This is a genomic window from Algoriphagus faecimaris (assembly GCF_900101705.1).
GTDB lineage: Bacteria > Bacteroidota > Bacteroidia > Cytophagales > Cyclobacteriaceae > Algoriphagus > Algoriphagus faecimaris.
The window spans coordinates 1-20,809 of record NZ_FNAC01000053.1; the positions used below are offsets into that span (position 1 = coordinate 1).

At 42.5% G+C, this 20,809-nt stretch carries 16 protein-coding genes and 1 pseudogene; 8 read left to right on the forward strand and 9 right to left on the reverse strand.

Translation table 11 applies throughout. The features are described from left to right. Positions 1–300: pseudogene (locus BLQ57_RS18965) on the reverse strand (transposase family protein); the annotation flags it as partial. A 72-nt stretch (positions 301–372) separates the two neighbouring features. Here BLQ57_RS18965 and BLQ57_RS18970 point away from each other — a divergent pair. The 6 genes from BLQ57_RS18970 to BLQ57_RS19000 all read left to right on the forward strand — a co-directional run bounded on the left by BLQ57_RS18970 (position 373) and on the right by BLQ57_RS19000 (position 7,056). Then, positions 373–663 carry a hypothetical protein gene (locus tag BLQ57_RS18970; protein WP_139162815.1) on the forward strand — a complete coding sequence of 97 codons (291 nt, stop codon included), beginning with the start codon at positions 373–375 and terminating at the stop codon, positions 661–663. Then, positions 660–1,133, forward strand: coding sequence for a hypothetical protein (locus BLQ57_RS18975; protein WP_087941180.1), 474 nt, complete (start codon positions 660–662; stop codon positions 1,131–1,133). Before BLQ57_RS18970 ends, BLQ57_RS18975 begins: the two co-directional genes overlap by 4 nt. A gap of 378 nt (positions 1,134–1,511) precedes the next feature. Continuing rightward, positions 1,512–2,645, forward strand: coding sequence for a DUF819 family protein (locus BLQ57_RS18985; protein WP_087941178.1), 1,134 nt, complete (start codon positions 1,512–1,514; stop codon positions 2,643–2,645). A 77-nt stretch (positions 2,646–2,722) separates the two neighbouring features. Further along, entirely contained in the window at positions 2,723–3,631 is a 909-nt protein-coding gene (locus BLQ57_RS18990) for a bile acid:sodium symporter family protein (RefSeq protein WP_087941177.1), read from the forward strand. Between the two features lie 130 nt (positions 3,632–3,761). Next, a complete protein-coding gene (pta, locus tag BLQ57_RS18995; RefSeq protein WP_087941176.1) occupies positions 3,762–5,852 on the forward strand; it encodes a phosphate acetyltransferase in 2,091 nt (696 codons plus the stop codon). A gap of 4 nt (positions 5,853–5,856) precedes the next feature. Next, positions 5,857–7,056, forward strand: a complete 1,200-nt coding sequence (locus BLQ57_RS19000; RefSeq protein WP_087941175.1) for an acetate/propionate family kinase — start codon at positions 5,857–5,859, stop codon at positions 7,054–7,056. 36 nt (positions 7,057–7,092) lie between these two features. Here BLQ57_RS19000 and BLQ57_RS19005 read toward each other — a convergent pair whose 3' ends face one another. From BLQ57_RS19005 to BLQ57_RS19035, 7 genes are all read right to left on the reverse strand, one after another. Beyond that, the gene (locus BLQ57_RS19005; protein WP_087941174.1) at positions 7,093–7,632 is read right to left on the reverse strand and encodes a methylated-DNA--[protein]-cysteine S-methyltransferase; all 540 of its coding nucleotides are present in this window, start codon (positions 7,630–7,632) and stop codon (positions 7,093–7,095) included. Between the two features lie 69 nt (positions 7,633–7,701). After that, complete coding sequence (locus BLQ57_RS19010) at positions 7,702–8,571, reverse strand: cation diffusion facilitator family transporter (RefSeq protein WP_087941173.1); 870 nt, start codon at positions 8,569–8,571, stop codon at positions 7,702–7,704. Between the two features lie 48 nt (positions 8,572–8,619). Further along, complete coding sequence (locus BLQ57_RS19015; RefSeq protein ID WP_240507874.1) at positions 8,620–9,927, reverse strand: APC family permease; 1,308 nt, start codon at positions 9,925–9,927, stop codon at positions 8,620–8,622. A 59-nt stretch (positions 9,928–9,986) separates the two neighbouring features. Then, a complete protein-coding gene (locus tag BLQ57_RS19020; protein WP_087941172.1) occupies positions 9,987–12,551 on the reverse strand; it encodes a cation-translocating P-type ATPase in 2,565 nt (854 codons plus the stop codon). A gap of 133 nt (positions 12,552–12,684) precedes the next feature. Then, positions 12,685–15,093 (reverse strand): TonB-dependent receptor plug domain-containing protein, encoded by a 2,409-nt coding sequence (locus tag BLQ57_RS19025; RefSeq protein WP_087941171.1) that lies wholly within the window; start codon positions 15,091–15,093, stop codon positions 12,685–12,687. Positions 15,094–15,179: 86 nt separating this feature from the next. Beyond that, complete coding sequence (locus BLQ57_RS19030) at positions 15,180–15,710, reverse strand: hypothetical protein (protein ID WP_139162816.1); 531 nt, start codon at positions 15,708–15,710, stop codon at positions 15,180–15,182. 166 nt (positions 15,711–15,876) lie between these two features. Further along, on the reverse strand, positions 15,877–17,208 hold the full coding sequence (locus BLQ57_RS19035) for a GntP family permease (RefSeq protein ID WP_087941169.1): 1,332 nt from the start codon (positions 17,206–17,208) through the stop codon (positions 15,877–15,879). A 365-nt stretch (positions 17,209–17,573) separates the two neighbouring features. Here BLQ57_RS19035 and katG point away from each other — a divergent pair, with 365 nt between their 5' ends. Beyond that, positions 17,574–19,841 carry a catalase/peroxidase HPI gene (katG, locus tag BLQ57_RS19040; protein ID WP_087941168.1) on the forward strand — a complete coding sequence of 756 codons (2,268 nt, stop codon included), beginning with the start codon at positions 17,574–17,576 and terminating at the stop codon, positions 19,839–19,841. A 138-nt stretch (positions 19,842–19,979) separates the two neighbouring features. Beyond that, entirely contained in the window at positions 19,980–20,444 is a 465-nt protein-coding gene (locus BLQ57_RS19045; protein WP_139162817.1) for a glycosyl-4,4'-diaponeurosporenoate acyltransferase CrtO family protein, read from the forward strand. A gap of 28 nt (positions 20,445–20,472) precedes the next feature. Here the strand turns inward: BLQ57_RS19045 and BLQ57_RS19050 are convergent. Beyond that, the coding region (locus BLQ57_RS19050) for a transposase (RefSeq protein ID WP_139162818.1) at positions 20,473–20,809 on the reverse strand (337 nt) is incomplete at its 5' end.

Below are 20,809 nucleotides of genomic sequence, written 5' to 3' on the forward strand. Positions count from 1 at the left end.
GCCATAATCAGAAGCCCAATTGGGCTGAACAGTCTTTACCTTACCACTGGAAGTTAAAATTCGTGGAAGCTTACACCTGAGAAAGGTTCTATATTGCATGGTGTCTAAATGACGCCATTCTCGAACCGGTGCATGATCATAAACCCTACAAAGTTCTCCAGTTTCAGCATCTTCCAACTCCTCCAAAACACACTCAATTTGAATGTAGATCTCTTCTTGTTTAAAATCAGTTTCTACCGATTCAACAAACCAACCATCCTCCAATTGGAGCAACTTGGTGAAAAGTCCCTCTGTAAACATCTTTTTGCTCAAAGGTAATCATTCCATTAAATTCAGGGTAGAACCTCATAAAATGGAAAAACATACTATAAAATGTCAACAAGAGGAGGACAATTTTTTTGGGTTGATAATGCTTGGAATCTAATGAATGAAAAAGCTAATATGTTTGATTATTTACCCGGGGGTAGATACTTTTATCAAACCGATTTAGGCAAATCTTGGGTAGGTAATTATATTAAGAGTCACTTGATAAATCATTTGGATAATATATTATGGTTAAGATTCCCAATAATGCCGCATGGATCAATGCCAGGACAACCATATTTCGGCCCAGGCATTCCACTAGAAAATGTTGAATCAAATAAGCCAGTATTGATACTATGAATGTTTTGATTGATTTTAATTTTAAAATTTCATTAGATAGAATTCATTTAATTAGGAGTAATTATACCTATAAGAAAATTTTTTATAATGATATTGATAAAGTAGTTATCGGTAAAGGTAGAGCTGTTAATAATTGGATATTAATTCTTTTAATAGGCATTGCTCTGTTTGTAATCCTTGTTTTTTTTTCCTTTCTTTCACTGAAGGGATTTATATTGTCTGATGGAAATATTAGATTTTTAAATGTATTTGGACATATGATTTTAATGTTTTTGATAATGGGTGGACTTGGATATTATTCAATTAGAAATTCGTTAAAAATTGTTCCAATTATCTGGGTGTATGTATCAGGTAATATATATAAATTAAGAGTGATAAAAACTCAAGATAGTATAAAAGATATGATAGAGATTTTTAGTCAAAAGGGAATAATTGTAGAGGAGGTGGCCCCGCTTTCTACAAAAAGATGATTTTAGATTCATTTTGAAAAAGAGGCGGGCTTTGCTCGCCCCAGCTGAGTGTAGTTTTAGGTTGTATTTTAAAAGAGACGTTGCCTAGGCGTAATTTGTAATTTGCTGATGATACAAGAGTTGAAGAAATAAAGCCAATTGCAAATTGGTGAGGATATTAGGGTAGGTCAAGGCGTCAAGAAATCTTTCAGTGAAAGATTTTAGCCTTGGGCCGGGATGAAGGGTAGGCGAATTCACCCAGCCCAAGCTTTCCTTGCCTTTTAATCCATACTTGACTCTGATTGAATAGAAGGGAGGGTGATCGGATTTTTGGATAAGAAAAAACCGCAAACCCTTTTTGTAATTAATATTTTTAAAAAAAATCCCCTATTTTCCCTGATGAACTTTACGCAGGACCCGCTTTTTATTGCTGCTACACTCTGTGTTTCGGTGTTTTTTGCGATTTGGCTGACACGCTTTCCTTGGGGGCGAACTATTGGTACACCGATTTGGGTGATTCTGATCTGTGCTGTTTTTGCCAATATTGGATTGATTCCATCTGCCATGGAGGGTAGCCTTGTTTATGATGGCGTTTTTCTTTACCTGGCACCTTTGGGCATTTTTATTGCCTTGCTGGAGGTGGAGTTGAAAAGCCTAAAAAATGCCGGCATTCCTCTTTTACTGATGTTTGGGATTGGGACTTTGGGTACGGTCATCGGGGTGTTTACCGCCTGGTATTTGGTAGCTCCTGCGGTGGCTATCGGAGAAATGGCCTCCGCCGTAGCAGGCATGTACACGGGCACCTACATCGGGGGAAGCATTAATTTCAATGCGGTTGCCTTGAGCTATGAGGTAAATGAAAATGGGCCACTTTTCGCAGCTACCACCGTGGTTGATAATCTGATCGGTACCCCGTGGATTATAGCAACGCTGATTTTGCCGCGCTATCTGCAGAAGCTTTTTCCCCGGAAAAAACTAAAGTCTGCCCAATCCCAAGAGAAATTACCGACTATCGAATTCATCTCCATGTCCTCTTTAGCCTCTATTTTAGCCTTGGGTTTTATGGCCATGGTGATCAGCAAAGTGGTTCAGACCTATGTCCCTGCCATTCCTGAGATCATCACACTGACGACCATAGCCTTGATTCTGGCTCAGTTTCCTGCGGTACAGCAGCTCAAAGGAAAACATACCTTGGGCTTCTTTATGATCATGTTATTTCTTGCTGGCGTAGGTACGCTTTGCGATGTGGGTGCCCTGACCGATGTGGGAGACCTGGCGGGAACGCTTATTTTATTTGTAGGGATATTGGTGTCCATCCATGGATTGGTGATTTTCGGATTGGGGTCCTTATTGAAAATGGATTGGGATGTGATTGCGGTAGCCTCTCAAGCTAATGTGGGAGGAAATACCACAGCGATAGCAGCAGCTGAAAGTCTGAATCGGCCTGACTTATTGATTCCGGGAGTACTAGTGGGGAGTTTGGGGAATGCTCTGGGAACCTATATTGGTTTTTTTGTGGCTGGAATTTTATAAGAAAAAGAGAATTGAACTGAAACTGATTACCAATAAAATCTGGAAATAAATAGCACTTTCAATCAACCTAATTCGCAATGGAAACGAACGTATTGACCGAACTTTTTTTGCCGCTAGCTTTGGCCGTGATCATGTTGGGAATGGGACTGAGTCTCAAGGGAGGGGATTTCAAGCGAATATTCATTTATCCCAAAGCAGTGACTCTGGGCTTGATCAATCAATTGATTTTACTACCACTCATAGCCTTTGCTTTGGCAATTGTTTTTGATTTGGAGCCAACCTTAGCGGTGGGACTCATGATTTTGGCGGCTTGTCCAGGAGGCGCCACATCGAATTTGATTACCCATCTGGCCAAAGGAGACGGGGCACTTTCCATTACACTCACGGCATTTTCCTCACTTGTGGCAGTTATTTCCATTCCTCTGATCGTTAATTTCTCGATCACCTATTTTATCCCCGGAGGAGAGCAGCAAACCCTTAATGTCTTTGGCACAGTGATTTCTGTTTTGGCGATTACAATTATTCCTGTAGCGATTGGAATGTTGATTTTAAAAAAAGCGCCTGAATTAGCTAAGCGATTGGATAAACCATTTCGGGTTTTCTCGGCCTTATTTTTCGTGCTAATAATTATAGCAGCGATAGCCAAGGAGCGGGCGAATATAGTGGAGTTTTTTGTGCAGGCAGGACCGGCAGCTCTGGCTTTAAATTTGGGTACTTTGGCCTTGGGGTATTTTACAGCCAAATTGCTCGGACTGAGTGCCACACAGGGAAAAACTATTTCTATTGAATCGGGAATTCAGAATGGTACCCTTGGAATTACTGTGGCAGCTACCTTGATTGGGAATTCTGAGATGACGATTCCTTCAGCGATTTATAGCTTGATTATGTTTGGAACTGCTGGTTTTTTGATTTTTTTGGGAAGTAAAAAGAAAGAAGTGGATGCTTCTGAGTTGGAGACAAAAATCAGTATCGATCAAAAGCCATAAGCTGCACATTACTTTGATTTCCGGGATTAGATAGTATCTTATTCATTCTCTCAACTGATTTTTATCAGGTAAATTTAGCACAGGTAAATCTACTTTTGCCTCATCGAATTTTAGATCAAATCTCGCAGCTATGACCAATGCCATTTATCTCACGACCACGGAACCCTTTTCGGGAAAATCTATTTTTGCTTTGGGTCTGATGAACATGCTGGCTGGCAAAACAGCCAAGCTAGCCTATTTCAAGCCCATCATCACCGGAAATAAAAGGGATAAAGATAGGCGGTTGGAACTGCTTGCTAAGCAATTTAATCTACCGCAGAGCTACGAGGAGATGTATGCTTTCACCCGAAAAAATGCCTTCAAAGAAATCAATAAGCGAAATGAGGCGTATTTGATCGATACCATCATCGAGAAGTTTAACGCGCTGAGGGATAATGCCGATTTTGTAGTCGTGGAAGGAACAGATTTTACCGATGTCAATACCAATGTGGAGTTTGACGGGAATGTGACAATTGCCAAAAACTTGGGAATTCCTGCGGCTATTATTTTGAACTGTGCGGAACGAACTACCTCTGAAATCATCGATTTGGCCGTAGCCAGTTCTAATAGCTACCTGAGTAGGGGAGTCCAAGTGTTGACACTCATCGCCAACAAAGTGGAGGAAGGAAGGCTGGAGGAAGTTCTTCGCCGCCTAAGGTTTGTACTGCCGGATAGTATTTTGGTCAATGCCATCCCCTCACATGAGCAGTTGAGCAATCCGACTATGGGAGAGATCATGCAATCATTGGGAGCCAATTTGCTTTTTGGAGAGCAGTTTTTGACCAATCGCGTGGATCATTCAATTGTGGGGGCCATGCAGCTACACAATTTTCTGGATCGTCTATCCAATAATACATTGGTGGTGACACCAGGCGATAGGGGAGATATTTTGGTAGGTTCCTTGCAAGCAAATATTTCCAGAAATTTTGGAAAAGTGGCAGGAGTAATCGTCTCGGGTGGGATGCTTCCCGAATCCTCCATTGTAAAATTGATCGAAGGGCTGGAAACGGTCGTCCCTGTCTTGCAGGTGGAGGATGGGACATTTATGGTCGTCACCAAAGTCAATCAGATAAGAGCGAGGATAGCACCCGAGGACAAGGAGAAAATTGCCCTTGCCATCCGACTTTTTGATACCCACATTGATGAGGCCGCACTTTCTGACCGGATTGTTTCTTTCAGTTCTGACATCATTACTCCGCGGATGTTTCAATATCAAATTGTTCGACGCGCCAAAAGTCATAAAAAGCATATTGTCCTACCGGAAGGAAATGATGAGCGGATTTTGAAAGCTGCTGATATGCTTATCCGTCAGGAAGTGGTTGACTTGACGCTTTTGGGCAATCGAGAAGAAATCGAAAACTTAGTGGCAAAGTTAAATTTGTCCATGGACCTGAATCAAATTCGAATAGAAGATCCTGTCAGTTCGGCTCATTTTGATGAATATGCTTCGACACTCTACGAATTGAGGAAAAATAAAGGGTTAACCTTGGGCATGGCCAAAGACTTGATTTTGGACGTCTCTTATTTTGGGACGATGATGGTACACAAAGGGCATGCAGACGGGATGGTCTCCGGTGCAGTGCATACTACACAGCATACCATTCGTCCGGCTTTGCAATTTGTCAAAACCAAACCCGGGGTTAATACCGTTTCCTCGGTTTTCTTTATGTGTTTACCCAATCGGGTTTCCGTCTTTGGGGATTGTGCAGTTGTACCCAATCCGAGTTCGGAGCAGTTAGCAGATATAGCGATTTCCTCGGCAGAGTCGGCGTTGATGTTTGGAATAGAACCTAAAATAGCCATGCTTTCCTATTCCTCTGGGTCATCAGGAGCAGGAGAGGAAGTGGAAAAAGTAAGAAAAGCCACTGAGTTGGTCAAAGAAAGGCGACCTGATCTCAAAATCGAAGGTCCCATTCAGTATGACGCGGCAGTTGATCCGATTGTGGGTATGCAAAAGCTTCCGCACTCAGAAGTAGCGGGGCAGGCGAGTGTTTTGATTTTTCCAGACTTGAATACCGGAAACAACACCTACAAAGCCGTACAGCGGGAGACAGGGGCCATAGCCATCGGACCAATGCTTCAGGGGCTCAATAAACCGGTCAATGACCTGAGTAGGGGATGTACTGTCATCGATGTGTTCAATACGGTAGTCATTACCGCCATACAATCTCAAGAAAATTAAGACTATGCATGTTTTTGTTATTAATTCGGGTAGTAGTTCGATCAAATATCAATTAATCAGTATGCCGGAAGAGCAGGTGATTTGCTCAGGAATGGTGGATCGCATAGGTTTGGCCAATTCCAGGGTAGATTATAAAGCGAAATCAGCGCTAGGTGAGGTCTCACGCTCTGAAGAGTTTCCTGTCGCAGATCACTCTGAGGGGTTAAAGGCGGTGGCGAAGTTGCTTACTGATGCTGAAATCGGCGTGATCTCTGATCCTGATCAAGTAGCAGTAGTGGGACACCGCGTCGTCCATGGGGGAGAAAAATTTGCCAGTACCCAATTGATTTCGCCCGAGGTAAAGTCAAAAATTAAGGAGCTTTTTCCTTTAGCCCCTTTACATAATCCTGCTAACTTCTTGGGAATTGAGGTAGCTGAGCAGATTTTTTCTAAGGCCAAGCAAGTGGCGGTTTTTGACACGGCGTTTCATCAAACACAACCCGAAGTAGCTTACCGAATGGCTATTCCCAACGAATTTTATGAGAAGCATGGAATCCGAAATTACGGTTTCCACGGCACCAGCCACAAGTATGTCTCAGAGCGAGCCATCGAGTATTTGAAGCAGTCCAATCTGAAATTGATCACTATTCACCTAGGAAATGGTTGCAGTATGGCTGCTGTCCAAGATGGGAAATGTATGGATACCAGCATGGGCTTAGGTCCGATGAACGGTTTGATTATGGGTACAAGGGCCGGAGATATTGATCAATCTGTGATTTTTCATTTGGTCAATCAGTTGGGCTATAGCTTATCGGAGGTGAATGCCCTTTTGAATAAGAAAAGCGGAATGCTGGGCTTGACAGGCTTTAGCGACATGCGGGATATTCAGGCGCAAATTTCTCAAGGAAATCAAGAAGCACATTTGGCTTATGAGCTTTATGCTTATCGGATCAAAAAATACATTGGCTCTTTCACAGCGGTCATGAATGGATTGGATGCGGTGATTTTTACAGGAGGCGTGGGAGAAAATGACCGGATGACCCGTCACTTGGTTTGTGAGCAAATGGAATATTTAGGAATCCAGCTCGATCCTTTAAAAAATGAAGGGCGCAAGCAAGCGATACAGGAAATTCAAGGTAAGGACTCTGATGTTAAATTATTGGTGATTTCTACCAATGAAGAGCTGGAAATAGCGAAACAGTGTTTTGGATTGCTAGGGAATTAAATAGGTCTCAAAAATGAGATGCTTGTCAAAAATTATTTAAAACAATCCCATCTGATCTTTATTCACAATGGTCTTTGCATTTTCTAATTTTAGCAGTCTTTTTTTTGCATCCATTCCACCTGCGTAGCCGACCAAGCTTCCGTCCGAACCAATCACCCGATGGCATGGAATGATGATGGAGATGGCATTGGCTCCATTAGCAGAGGCGACAGCACGAATGGCATCTGGATTTCCCAGTTCTTTGGATAGTCCCAAATAACTCCTCGTCTCTCCATGTGGAATTTGCATTAGCTTCTGCCAAACTGAGCGCTGAAACTCGCTCCCTACAAGCAGTAAAGGGAGGTTAAAATTGCTCCGTTTTTTCTCAAAATATTCTTTGAGTTGCGAAATGGTTTGCTCTATTAGCTCAGTGTTTCCGACTTGGAATTCAGCGTTTAGTGCATTTTGAATTCTTGTATCAATTGTGTTTCGCATTTTTCGAAAAGCCCAATCACAGAGGCAGAGCTGCCCTTGATAGTCTCCCAGAATTAGTTCGCCTAGTGGGCTTTTATAGGTATGAATCAGGATTTTTTCCATAGGATGAAAGTACAAAAAGCCCTGCTATGATTTTTAGTCCTTTCTGCTTTTGACAGGGATTGACAGCTTTTATTCAGATGGCTCGATATGAATCAATACATGGCCCAATTCTGGAAGATTTCTGCGAAGGGTGTCCTGTAAGTCATGAGCGATATCATGTCCTTCCCGCACCGTCAGTTCACCATCGACATGTGCATGTAGATCCACATGGTAAATCATGCCTGCCTTGCGGATGTAGCATTTTTCTGTTTCTTGAACTCCATGAACTGTGAGGGCTATTTTTCGGATTTCAGCGGTCAATTCCACGTGGTTATCTTCATCCATTACTTCTCCCAAGGCCGGGCGAAATATCCGATAGCAATTGTAAAGAATAAAACCCACAGCCACCAATGCAGCATAGTCATCAGCTGCCTCATAGCCTTCTCCACCAAAAACGGCCACCAATATCCCAAAAAATGCAGCCACAGAGGTAATAGCATCACTTCTATGGTGCCAAGCTTCGGCTTTAAGTGAAGAAGATTTGAGTTTTTTACTTCTAGCCAAAACCCACTGAAAGGAAATTTCCTTCCAGATGATTATAGCGCCAAGGACAAGTAATGTCCAATTTTTGGGGCCTGGATGAGGGCTTTGAATATTTTGTATCGATTGATAAGCGATCGTGGCTGCAGAGATAATCAAAAAACCTACCACCAAAAAGGTAATCAAGGGCTCCGCTTTTCCATGGCCATAGGGGTGATTTTCATCCGCAGGACGAGCAGCATAACGCAAGCCAATGAGAACCAAAATACTGGCAAATACATCGAGAAGTGACTCAATAGAATCAGCGATTAAGGCAAAGGAATTTCCGAAAAAGCCCGCAAGAAATTTTATTGCGGCCAAGGCAGCATTACCAATCATGCTAAAAATAACCGTACGTATAGCAAGCTTACTCTTGGACATGATCAAAGGTACAATTTATGGGCATAAAGAAAGGTTAGCCCGGACGAATTAACCCTGACTTTGTCTTTTTCCCAGCCAATAAAGCACTCCACCGACCGCAATGAAAAGGGCCGTCATCCATACCGAGTTCCAACTCACTTGGATCATCAGCCATAGACAAGAGACAATCCCTAGCATGGGGATGATGTAACCTCCCTTGAGGATAAATCTACCCGCTCCACGAAATCTTGGCCGCAAAACGGGTACAGCAGCGCAAGTCATGATAAATAAAAATAATCGAGATAGCACGGTCATAGCGGCCAAAACCCGGAAAGAGCCCATCGCGGCTAAGCCAAAAGCTGCGATTCCAAAGAAAATAACCGAATTGGCGGGTGTGAGAAATTTGGAATGAACCTGTCCAAACCAAGCCGGAAGAGAGTTTTCTAAGGCCATCGCATAGGTCACCCGCGTGGCCGAAAACATGGAGCTGATCAAGTTAGCAATGACAGAAGTGGCCACGCCAATCATCAAGATATAGGCTCCAACCTCGCCAAAAAGAGCTGAAGAGGCATCCAAAAGAGGGGTATTGGAATCGCCTAAATTAGGAACTGCAGCCATGGTCACCAACTGAATCAGCATGTAAAGCACCACGACGATGACCAAGCCTAAAATTAAGCCCAAAGGCATATCTCTTTCTGGTCTTTTTGCTTCTCCCGCAGGCACGATTGCGCCTTCGAATCCTACAAATGCATAGATCAATAAAAGTGCAGCTGCCCCCAAATCTGATCCAGGAGGAATGGCTTCATCAAAACTAGGCAATACAGCCTCTCCCAGCATCAATATTCCTCCAAAAACCAAACCGATCAATACTCCAAATTTGATCACGGTAAATAAAGTCATGGATTTGATGGATTGGCTTGATCCTAGTGTATTCACCAAACTCAATAATAAAATGGTGAGAAAAACCGAAAGGAGTCTTTCGCTTCCTCCTGCTGCTGCGGGGATGAAGTAAGCGATGCTGTCGGTCAGCAAAACTGTATTGGCTGCGAAGGAAATGAGTCTAGCGAGATAATAAAGCCATCCTCCCTGGAATCCCACAAAGCCTCCAAAGGCCAAGGTCCCGTATTTGATCGGTCCACCTGTACCCCGAAAATAGCTTCCCAACTCTGCAAAGCTTAAAATTACTGGCAACATCAGCAAAGCGCAGAAAGCATAAATCCAAACACTGTATTCTCCCGCGAGTGCGAACGCCCCTGAGGGAAGACCAAAAATACCTGCCCCAATCAATCCGTTGACGACTAGCATCCATACTCCCCAAAGTCCTAGGTTTCTAGGTAATTTCTCTGCTTTTTCTTCAGTCGAAATAGGTTTTGACACGAGCTAAGTTCTTTGATGGTTTTTTGAGAATTGGAAGATAAGCAGATTGAGTAAAGATTCTAATCAATTTTTGATGGTTTGCGTCTGAGCATTTTGATCCACTTTTCGAATTCCACGGCATGGAAAACTACCAAGCCCATACCCGCACAATAGCTTAATTCCAGCAAATCTAAAGCTTCAGTGTGGAAGAGCTCATTGAAAAACGGTAAATATATCACCAACAGTTGCAGTAGTAAGGTTACAAAAACTGAGATTACAAGAGGGAGGTTGCTAAATAGCCCCTGTCGGAATAAAAAGGTTTTCTCGCTCCGAACAGCCATGACATGTCCCAATTGTGAGAAGGCCAACACTGTAAACACCATCGTCTGCCAATGCCAACCATTTCGGATCGCCCAATACTGAGTAAAAAGCGTGACAGCAGCCATGAGAATCCCAACCCAAATGATATGTATCCCAACACCGTCAGCAAAAAGGCTTTGTTTGGGTGGTCGGGGCGGCCTGCTCATCAGGTCTTTTTCTTCGCGCTCTCCAGCCAAAGCCAAAGCGGGTACTCCATCAGTTACCAAATTGATCCAGAGAATATGAATTGGGAGCAGAGGTATGGGTAATCCTAATAGAGGAGCCATTGCGATGGTCCAGATTTCGGCGCCATTACAAGTCATGATATACTTGATAAACTTCCGGATATTATCAAATATCCGTCTACCCTCTCGTATAGCCCGTACGATGGTCGCAAAATTATCATCCAATAAAATCATATGAGCGGCTTCTTTGCTCACATCCGTCCCTGTGATCCCCATGGCTACTCCTATGGTACTGGCCCGCAAGGATGGTGCATCATTGACGCCATCGCCTGTCATGGCAACGTAGTGGCCTTTCTTTTGTAAAGTTTTGACAATCCTTAGTTTTTGATCCGGTGCCACTCGGGCGTAGACTGAAGTTTGCGCGATTTGATTTTCAAATTCTTTATCAGAAAGTTCAAGCAGTTCTTTTCCAGTCAGGACCAAGTCTTTTTCTTGGAAGATTCCCACTTCCTTTGCGATTGCTTTTGCTGTTTCTGGATGATCGCCGGTAATCATCACCGGTTTAATACCCGCCGATCTACACTCTTGAATGGCTTGGGCGACTTCTTCTCGAGGTGGATCAATCATTCCGACTAACCCAAAATACTTAAGGCCTTGTTCCAATTGATCCCATTGGGATTCATCGGGTAGTTGATCGATGACTTTTCCGGCGAAAGCCAATACGCGCTCTCCCTCGGCGGCCCACTGCTTAGAAGTGGCGACGATCTCTTTTTCCAAATCTCCCTTTTCCAAGATCTGTACAATGGCCTCGGTGGCACCTTTACATAGAATCACTACTCGATCTCCTACTTGATGAAAGGTGCTCATTCGCTTTCGGTCTGAGTCAAAGGGGATTTCTCCGATGCGAGGGAAGTCTTTTTGAATTTTTTCTAAGTCTTCTTTACCAAATTCATTGACTATTTGCTGAACTAAGGCCAATTCGGTTGCTTCACCTATTAAATTTCCATTTTCTCCAGTCTTAATATCATGGTTAAGAGCCATGGCCAAGTGTAGATTTCGATGGCCCTTTACGAAATCGGGAAGTTTTGAATCCTTTTGCCGGACTACAGTCATTTGATTTTTAGTCAACGTACCGGTTTTATCCGTGCAGATATAGGTGATGGATCCCAGGCTCTCTACGGCTGGAAGTTTTCTGATGAGCGATTCTTTTTTGGCTAATCTAGCCGCTCCAAGAGAGAGCGCGATGGTAATCAAAGCGGGAAGGGCTTCAGGAATCGCCGCTACGGCCAAACTCACCGTGACCAGAAGTAGGGGAATAGGGTCTTCGCCTCTGAGAATCCCCATCCCAAACAAAATCAAACAGATTAGTAAAATAAGGTAGGAAATCACCTTGCTGAATTTTTTCATTCGGTTTTGCAAAGGTGTCTCAGGACGATCTTCTTGGAGCAAATCTGCAATTTTTCCAAGCTGGGTATCCATACCTGTACGTAGGACTATTCCTGTGGCCCGTCCATTTGTAATGACGGTACCTTTGAAAATCTGAAAAGGGCTGTTGATGTCAGATTTGCTGCTTATTTCGGCATTAGCTTGTTTTTCCACCGGGATGGATTCTCCCGTTAGAGAAGCTTCATCTACCTTGACAGCAAAGGCCTCTAGAAGTTGGATATCCGCTGGAATCATATTGCCTGCTTCCAATAAGATAATGTCTCCAGGTACTAATTCTGAAGAAGGAATTTGAATCTCTTTTCCTTCACGACGAACAGTGCTTTGGACTTCGCTCATTTTTTTGAGTGATTCCAAGGCCTTCTCTGCCCGATATTCCTGTACAAAACCCATCACCGCATTGAGGATGACGATGATCAAAATAATGATACTATCTGTCAAATCACCTGCTAGGCCCGAAATTAATGCCGCACTTAAAAGAATAGCGATCATGAAATCTTGGAATTGAGCTAAAAATTGCTTCCAAGCAGGTTTTTTCTTTTTCTCCTTTAGCGTGTTTTTACCGAAGAGCTCTTGTCGTTTTGAGACTTCAGCCGAGTCTATGCCTGATGCTACTGGGGTGCTTAAAAATTCTTTAAAATCGGTACTACTGCCCATACGTCACACGGAATTTTTTTAAAAAAGAGCCTAAACACGAAATGTAAACTGTTTTCAATCTTCTGTAAACGTAAAGCATGAAGTGAATTGGTGGAAGTTAAGATTTTTTCACTCATCTACCACAGGGGCTTTATTAAAACTGGTAACTCACTGACAAAATCACATTTCTTCCTGGACCGGAGATTCCTGAGCTATAAGGTCTGTAGCGCTGATCGCTTAAGTTTTCAATCCCAAATACAGTATGAAGTTGCTTAAACCATAAGTAACTGATTTTTAAATTGGCAGTGTACCAGGCAGGCGCGTAATTATTTCCATTAAAATCTTTAGCGTAAATCTCATCTTTTTCTCTCTCTTCAAAGGCCAGTTGCTCAAAACTTCTTTCTCCCTGAAAATCAATATATATCTGAGCTTGGAATTGTTTGGATTTAAAGTGAAGCCTACTTACTCCAAAGAAAGGTGCAGCATGCCTTGATGGGCTAATTTCTCCATTATCCATTTCCTCTTCACCCCGTTGTAGATTCAAGTCAGTAGAGAAAGACAGCAAAGGGGAAAATTGCAACTCTAGTCCAAACTGAAGTCCCATTACCCGTGCTTGGGCTGCATTTTGGATAGCTTGGACTTTACTTAATTCACCCTGATAGAAGATACTATCCAGACCGTTTAGGTTAAAATCTCTTCTGACCAATGCTCTATCCAATAAAGTGGAATAAGCAGCAAGGTCTACTTTGGCAAAATCACCCCATCGCTTAGCAAAACCAAAATCTAAATTGTAGGCATACTCTGCTCTCAGCTGTGGGTTGGGTACAGTGACTGCTCCGGGTTCTGAGTCAAATATTTTTCCCATATCGTCCACATTAGGAGACCGGAAAGCAGTGCCAAGGTTGGCTTGAATGACCCAGTCTTCTCTAGGTCTTAGAGATACACCCAAGCTACCGGTGACTGCTCCCTGATTGAATGCAGCATCAGTAAAAGGTAGGGGGTAAAACTTATCCGAGAAAATTGCAGAGATTTGGTAGCGACTGTATCGCAGACCTGCCTGAAGATTGGTAGTTTCGTTTACCCTTAGCTCCTCATTGAGATAGATCCCCCAAGAAGTCCAGTCTGCCTGAGGATATCGGGAGGGCCCTTCTTCTTTTTGCCCGGTTTCGATTTGCTCTATTTTTCCACTTGAGTTTACTTTGTTTTCTACCCACTCGAAGCCATAGCTCAGCGTGTTTTTTTCGTCGATCATTTTCTGAAAATCCCAATTAAGCCCTAATGCATTTATTTTTTCAGCTTGCCGATTTCTAATCGGGCTGTTTAGATCTCTATCAATTCGGCTTTCTCCAAAAAGCTGATGGGATAGTTTCAAACTCATTTGATCGAAAATACCACGGTTTGAAGTATGCGTGAGGGCTAATAGGTTCATCTGCCAAATTTGAGGCCCATAGTTCCACTCTGCATACCGTGGCGCTCCATTCCGATTGCGATTGTGTCTGTCATACCTTCCAAAGGGTGAGGTCTCTGAGCGATGAAAACCGTATTCAAGATCCCATCTTTCGCTTGCTCGGAATCGGATTTTTTGCATCAAATTATATTGTGAATAGGCGGATGGGATTTGTTTCAAGCTGGGACTTTCTTGAGCGACTACTTTATCCTTACCATCAATTCTCTTGACAAAAAACGGTCTGAGATAGTCCTCTGGTCCATTACTTCCCTGACGCAAGTGATCATAATCCCAATGTGAAAAGCTGGTCACTGAGGCCCACTTTTTCCCACCTAAATTCAGATCTGCATGAATAGTTTTTTCCTCATTGGCAGATGAAAAACGACTGTTGACTTTGCCGGAGACTATAAAATCCTCTTCGGCGGACAATTCTGGTTTAATTGTTTGAAAACTCATCACTCCACCGATAGCGTCACTTCCATAAATTACCGACCCCGGTCCAAAAAGCACTTCAGTCTGCTCTATGGCAAAGGGGTCCAAATTGATCACATTTTGAATATTGCCTCCTCGGAAAATTGCAGAGTTCATTCGTACTCCGTCCACCATATAAAGTAGCCGATTGGTGGCAAAGCCTCTGATCATTGGGCTTCCTCCGCCTTGCTGACTTTTTTGCACATAAACTTTGCCCGAAAGCCCCAAAAGGTCAGCAGCAGTTTGTGGGTTTTGGAATTCGGTTGTTTCAGAGGAGATCGAACTGATCTTGATGGGTAGATTCGCAGATTCTTTTGTCCATTTGGTACCAGAGATGACTACTTCACTCAGCTTAAGGTTATCCGATTTTAAAAGGAGTAAAAAACCCTTATCCTCTAAATCTTCAAAGGAAAGGTAGAGTGTTTCATAGCCAATTAGGCTGATGAGTATTTTAGGTGAATTGTAAAAGGGTTTTAAGTCCACCAGCCCACGACTATCGCTGAGTGCAATAGCTTTTGGACTCTCACTGATCAACGTCACTTGCCTCAGCGGAGTGCCTGTTTTATGGTCTCTGACCTCTAGCGTTTGGGCAAAAGAATACAATGAACTTGCCAGCAAAAAAGCCAACAGAAATAATATTTTCATCTTATAGTTCAAGATAAATCCAATTGAATAGGGTATAAGCAGTCAAAGCTTTCCCGATTACTCGAAAAAGCGACTGTTAAATTGGTTCATCTGTGTGGTTCGGGTGGAGGGCTTGTAGGTGATTTCATAGGTAGATCGAAAAAATCCTCGGGCAAGGCGATTGGTTTTCCAAGATGTTGGAAGGTTGGGTTTAGAACCCAGCTTTGACTATTGGACTGGAAAAGAGTATAATGAAAATCTGACCTTCTGCTGTTTTTCTCTTTATTCTGCTCGAGATCACCTTCCAAGAGTTTGGCTAGTTTGAGCTTCAATTCAGTTTCTTCATGATCTGCATAGACAGTGAGATAAATTAGATCATCGATTTCGGATCGATCTAGGACATCATACATTTGGCCTTCATACTCAAACTCCCGATCGTGCTCCCAGCGAAGTTTTTCCTTGATTTCTGCTGGAGTAAACTCAAAAGTTAAAATCCGGTCTTTTTCGAAACCCCGTTCGAATTTTTCCTCTACGGATTGACGAACTTCCAATAGTTGAGATTTCAGCACCAAAAACATGAGCAGCAGGGGTGCTGTCAATGCCAATAAGAATACGATGCCTAAAATCTTTCTCTTCAATGCAAAATTTGCTGGGATTCAATTCAAAATTGGAAAAATATTTAAAGAGTACCATAAGAAATACCATGCTTTGCCGCATAATAATTTTAACGGATAGAATGAAATTCTAAAGGTGATTTCCCACAAATTCCAAGAAAGAAGATGAGGAATAGGTTATTTGGGTTTTTTATGGGAAAATCAAAGTCAAAATAAAAATGAAAACCATGGCTGACCATCCCATAATCAAGGTCCCGAGACTGTGGGATTTGTTTCCTTGACGAATAGTCATTCCGGAAAGTTGGGTGACGACCCAGTAGGCACTATCATTGGCATGTGAAATCCCTAAAGAACCTGCGCCAATTGCCAAAACGGCGAAAACCGTAAGGTTAGCCGTATCTAGACCCAGTGGGGATAGCAAAGGCGCAATGATAGAAGCGGTAGTGATCATGGCTACTGTGGTAGATCCTTGGGCTGTTTTCAGGGCAAAAGCAATGAGAAAGGGTAAAAATATACCCCAATTGGCATTGCTTAACTCATTTCCGACCAAGTCACCTATGCCGGAGTTTTGAAGCATTTTTCCAAAAACTCCACCAGCCCCAGTAATGAAGATGACTGGCGCTGCTAATTTTAAAGCCTCCCCTAACCAGCCTGAGGCAGAAAGCATCCTACGATCAAATTTTTTGGGTAGGGTAAATGATAAAACCGCTCCAATGAGAAGTGCTAGAATCGGTGAACCTAGGAATAAAATTACTTTCTGAAAATTGCCAGTGCCTAAAGGCGCCGATGGATAATTGGCGAAAGAGGCTAAAATGATTAAAAGTAATGGGATGATAATGGGTAGAAATGAATGGATGACGGATGGAAATTGCTTAGAATCAACTTTCTCCTCTTCCAAATCCAATGTGGCTTTTAATTTTATTTTTGAAACGAATCGATTGACAAAAAAATAGGCGGGGATCAATGTCAATAAAGAAACCAAAACGCCCCAGAAGATCACCATGGCTAGATCGGCACCGAGGATTCCAGCAGTTGCAATAGGCCCTGGAGTGGGAGGAACCAAGGAATGACTGCACATTGCTCCGAGTGAAAGTGCCACGATGGAGGCGGCATAAGACCGATTAGCTTTGCTTGCGAGAGACTTTGCTATTGGGTTCATCATAATAATTGTCGAATCTCCAAAAACTGGAATTGATAAGACATAGCCGCCCAGCATCATAGTGAGGTTAATGGATTTTTTACCAATCCAAGTCAAGATCCGTTCGGCAATCACAATGGCACCTCCGGTTTTTTCAAGAAAAGTACCTAGTATCACCCCAAAGAGAATCAAAAGCCCAACCGAACCTAGCACTCCTCCAAATCCATCTGTGATTGATTGAAGAACCATTTGTGGGCTCATTCCCGCAAGCAACCCATAAAGTACAGCTCCTACAAAAAGCGCTAAAAAGGGATGAATATCGTATTTGATTATAGCCAAAAGGATCAAGGCCAAAATGGCTAGAATGGAAAAAACGAGCAGCATAAATGAATAGGATAAATTGGGTTTGAAAGGCTTAATATCTTTAAAAATTCTTAAAAACAGGAATAGGTGGACATTTTAGCCCCTTTCAGGAAGAAATGGGAGCTCCGTCGTATATGAAAATGTGAAGAGTAGAAGTTTTTCCCAATCCTAGTATTTCTTAGAAACACCTTTTTTCATGCAATTAAAGGTAGGTTTCTGAGAAATATCAGCTTTTCTTTTTCTTGGATTTGTGGTATTTTAATGATCTGAAAGAGGATAAAAGAACGATAGTTTTTATCTATTGAATTTTTGTTTTTATCATTAAAAATTATCGTAACTTGTAATTCGATTTGAAGCACAAATTTTAAACAAAAATAATAATCACTATGTCAGACAAAGATTTAAACCCAAATGGGCCAAGAAGCTATGATGTGAATGGTGGTCACGCAAATGGCGGTGGCGATATCAGCAAATGTCCGTTTCACAATGGTGAGATGAAGCATGTAGCTGGTGGAGGCACTAGCAATCGCGATTGGTGGCCTAACCAATTACAGCTTAATATTTTGAGACAACACTCTTCTAAGTCAAATCCTATGGGAGAAGACTTCAATTATTCTGAAGAGTTCAAGTCTCTAGACTTGAAGCAAGTGAAGGCAGACATTGAAAAGGTACTCACTACTTCTCAAGATTGGTGGCCTGCAGATTATGGGCACTACGGTCCTTTTATCATCCGTATGGCTTGGCATTCAGCAGGTACTTATCGTGTAACTGACGGTAGAGGTGGAGGAGGTACAGGTACGCAGCGATTTGCGCCTCTCAATAGCTGGCCTGATAATGCTAACCTAGACAAGGCAAGACTTTTACTTTGGCCAGTAAAACAAAAGTATGGACGAAAATTATCTTGGGCTGATTTAATGATCTTGTCCGGTAACGTAGCTCTGGAATCAATGGGACTTCCTACTTACGGATTCGGCGGTGGTCGAGAGGACGTATGGGAGCCTGAGGAGGATGTTTACTGGGGTTCAGAAACTGAGTGGCTTGGCGACAAGCGATACACAGGAGATAGAGAGCTGGAGAATCCACTTGGAGCAGTTCAGATGGGATTGATCTATGTAAATCCAGAAGGACCTAATGGAAAGCCTGACCCCTTGGCAGCAGCGAAAGATATTCGTGAGACTTTTGGCCGAATGGCGATGAATGACTACGAAACTGTAGCGCTGATAGCAGGTGGACATACGTTTGGCAAAACTCACGGTGCCGCTGACCCAAGCAAATACGTAGGTCGCGAGCCAGCGGGTGCTTCTATAGAAGAGATGAGTCAGGGCTGGAAAAACACCTATGGAAAGGGTCACTCCGAGCATACCATTACTTCAGGATTGGAAGGTGCTTGGACGACTACCCCTACCCAATGGAGCAACAATTACTTTGAGAATCTTTTCGGTTTCGAGTGGGAACTATACAAAAGCCCGGCAGGTGCTCATCAGTGGAGACCAGTGAATGGTGGAGGTGCAGGAACTGTGCCTGACGCACATGACCCGAACGTCACTCACGCTCCATTTATGTTGACAACTGATATAGCGCTCAGAGTAGATCCTGCGTACGAAAAAGTTTCCAGACACTTCTACGAAAATCCAGAGGAATTTGCTGATGCATTTGCTAAAGCCTGGTTTAAATTGACTCACAGAGATATGGGGCCTAAGTCTCTCTATCTGGGACCTGAAGTGCCCGCCGAAGATTTAATCTGGCAAGATCCTATTCCAGCTGTGAATCATAAATTGGTAGACTCTAAAGATATTGCTGGACTGAAAGCCAATATTTTGGCATCAGGTCTTTCAGTAGCTGAATTAGTCGGCACTGCCTGGGCATCTGCTGCCACTTATCGTAACTCTGATAAGCGAGGTGGTGCAAATGGTGCACATATCAGACTAGAGCCTTGCAAGAATTGGGAAGTAAATAACCCCGCTCAACTTGAGAAAGTATTGGGTACCTTGACTAGCATCCAAGAAGAGTTTAACTCTACTGCGTCTGAAGGTAAGAAAATCTCCATGGCCGATTTGATCGTGCTGGGAGGTTGTGCAGCAGTAGAAAAATCTGCAAAAGATGCCGGATTTGAAATTGAGGTGCCATTTACCCCAGGTAGAATGGACGCTTCTCAAGAAGATACTGAAGTGGATTCTTGGGGATTCTTGGAGCCAAGAGCTGACGGCTTTAGAAACTACATGAGCAAAGTATGTCCAGTGAAAGCTGAGGAAATGCTGGTAGACAAAGCGCAATTGATGACTTTGACTACTCCGGAAATGACCGCTTTGGTCGGGGGTATGAGAGTACTAGGTGCTAACTGGGACGGATCTAAGCATGGTGTATTCACTGCCACGCCTGGTAAGCTGACCAACGATTTCTTTGTAAACGTACTCGACTTGAGTACTACCTGGAGAGCTACCAATGATACAAACAATGTATTCGTAGGAAGTGATCGCAATACAGGTGAGCCTAAGTGGACCGGTACTCGTGCTGATTTGATTTTCGGTTCTAACACTGAACTAAGAGCCATTGCAGAAGTGTATGGTTGCGAAGATGGAAAAGAGAAGTTTGTCAAAGATTTTATCAAAGCTTGGAACAAAGTGATGAATCTGGATCGATTTGATCTAGCTTAATCCGCTCAAATCTATAAAACCGAAAAGGCAGTCTGGAAATAGGCTGCCTTTTTTAATTGACTCTATCAATTTCTTATTGCAGAAATCAGTATTGGGTTTAAAGTCTACATTTAAAATTCTTTGTCCAAGCCATTTATCATGAGTATGCTCTTTCATTTTTTCTTATCGATTTCCATCATATTTACCTCGATGATAGTAGGCTTTTTAGTCAATGAAAGGATCAAAAACATAAGTTTTTATCATCAATTAAGCGACTTTGTCTTCATCAAAAATGACCGAATCAATCAAAGCATTGGAGTTGGGGTTATGAAGTTCTTGGTATCGAAAACGTTTTGGAACAAATTCAATCCAAAGTTGAGGATTGACGGAAAGCCAGATTTGGCAGAGTTGAAAGAATTATATAAAGAAATGATCTCGGCTGAAATCAGTCATTTAATTGGTTTTGTCGGCGTATTCTTTATTTCAATTGGTTCTTTCCTAGTAGGAAAATATGAGTTTGGCTTCGTTCTTTTGGTTTTGAATATCATTTTCAATTTGTATCCAAGTCTGCTTCAGCAACAAAACAAAAAGAGAATTAAAAGCATGATAAAGAGCTATTTGTAATGATGATTTGAGTGAGTTTCTTATATGATTATCCGCAATCATGCCAGTATGGGTAAATTGAAGCAATAATGAGTCTGTCAAAGAGTTTTTGACCGAAGTATCTTCTGTTTAGCTTGTAACAAAACTCATCCAGATAGTTCTGCATCATTCGTTCGCTGATCATATGGTATGTCTGCAGGTGTTTCTTTAAGTTACTGATGGCAATATGAACCCATTTGAGGTTAAAATTGCCTTCTTGTGTACCAGAGATTTCTCTGACATGAACATCAATACAATCACTCAGGTCTGAGAAGGTGGTACTTTTATCTGTTTGAAGCACAGCGTTTGAATCAATGTAATCCTTGATTAAATGCTGTGCGGTTTTC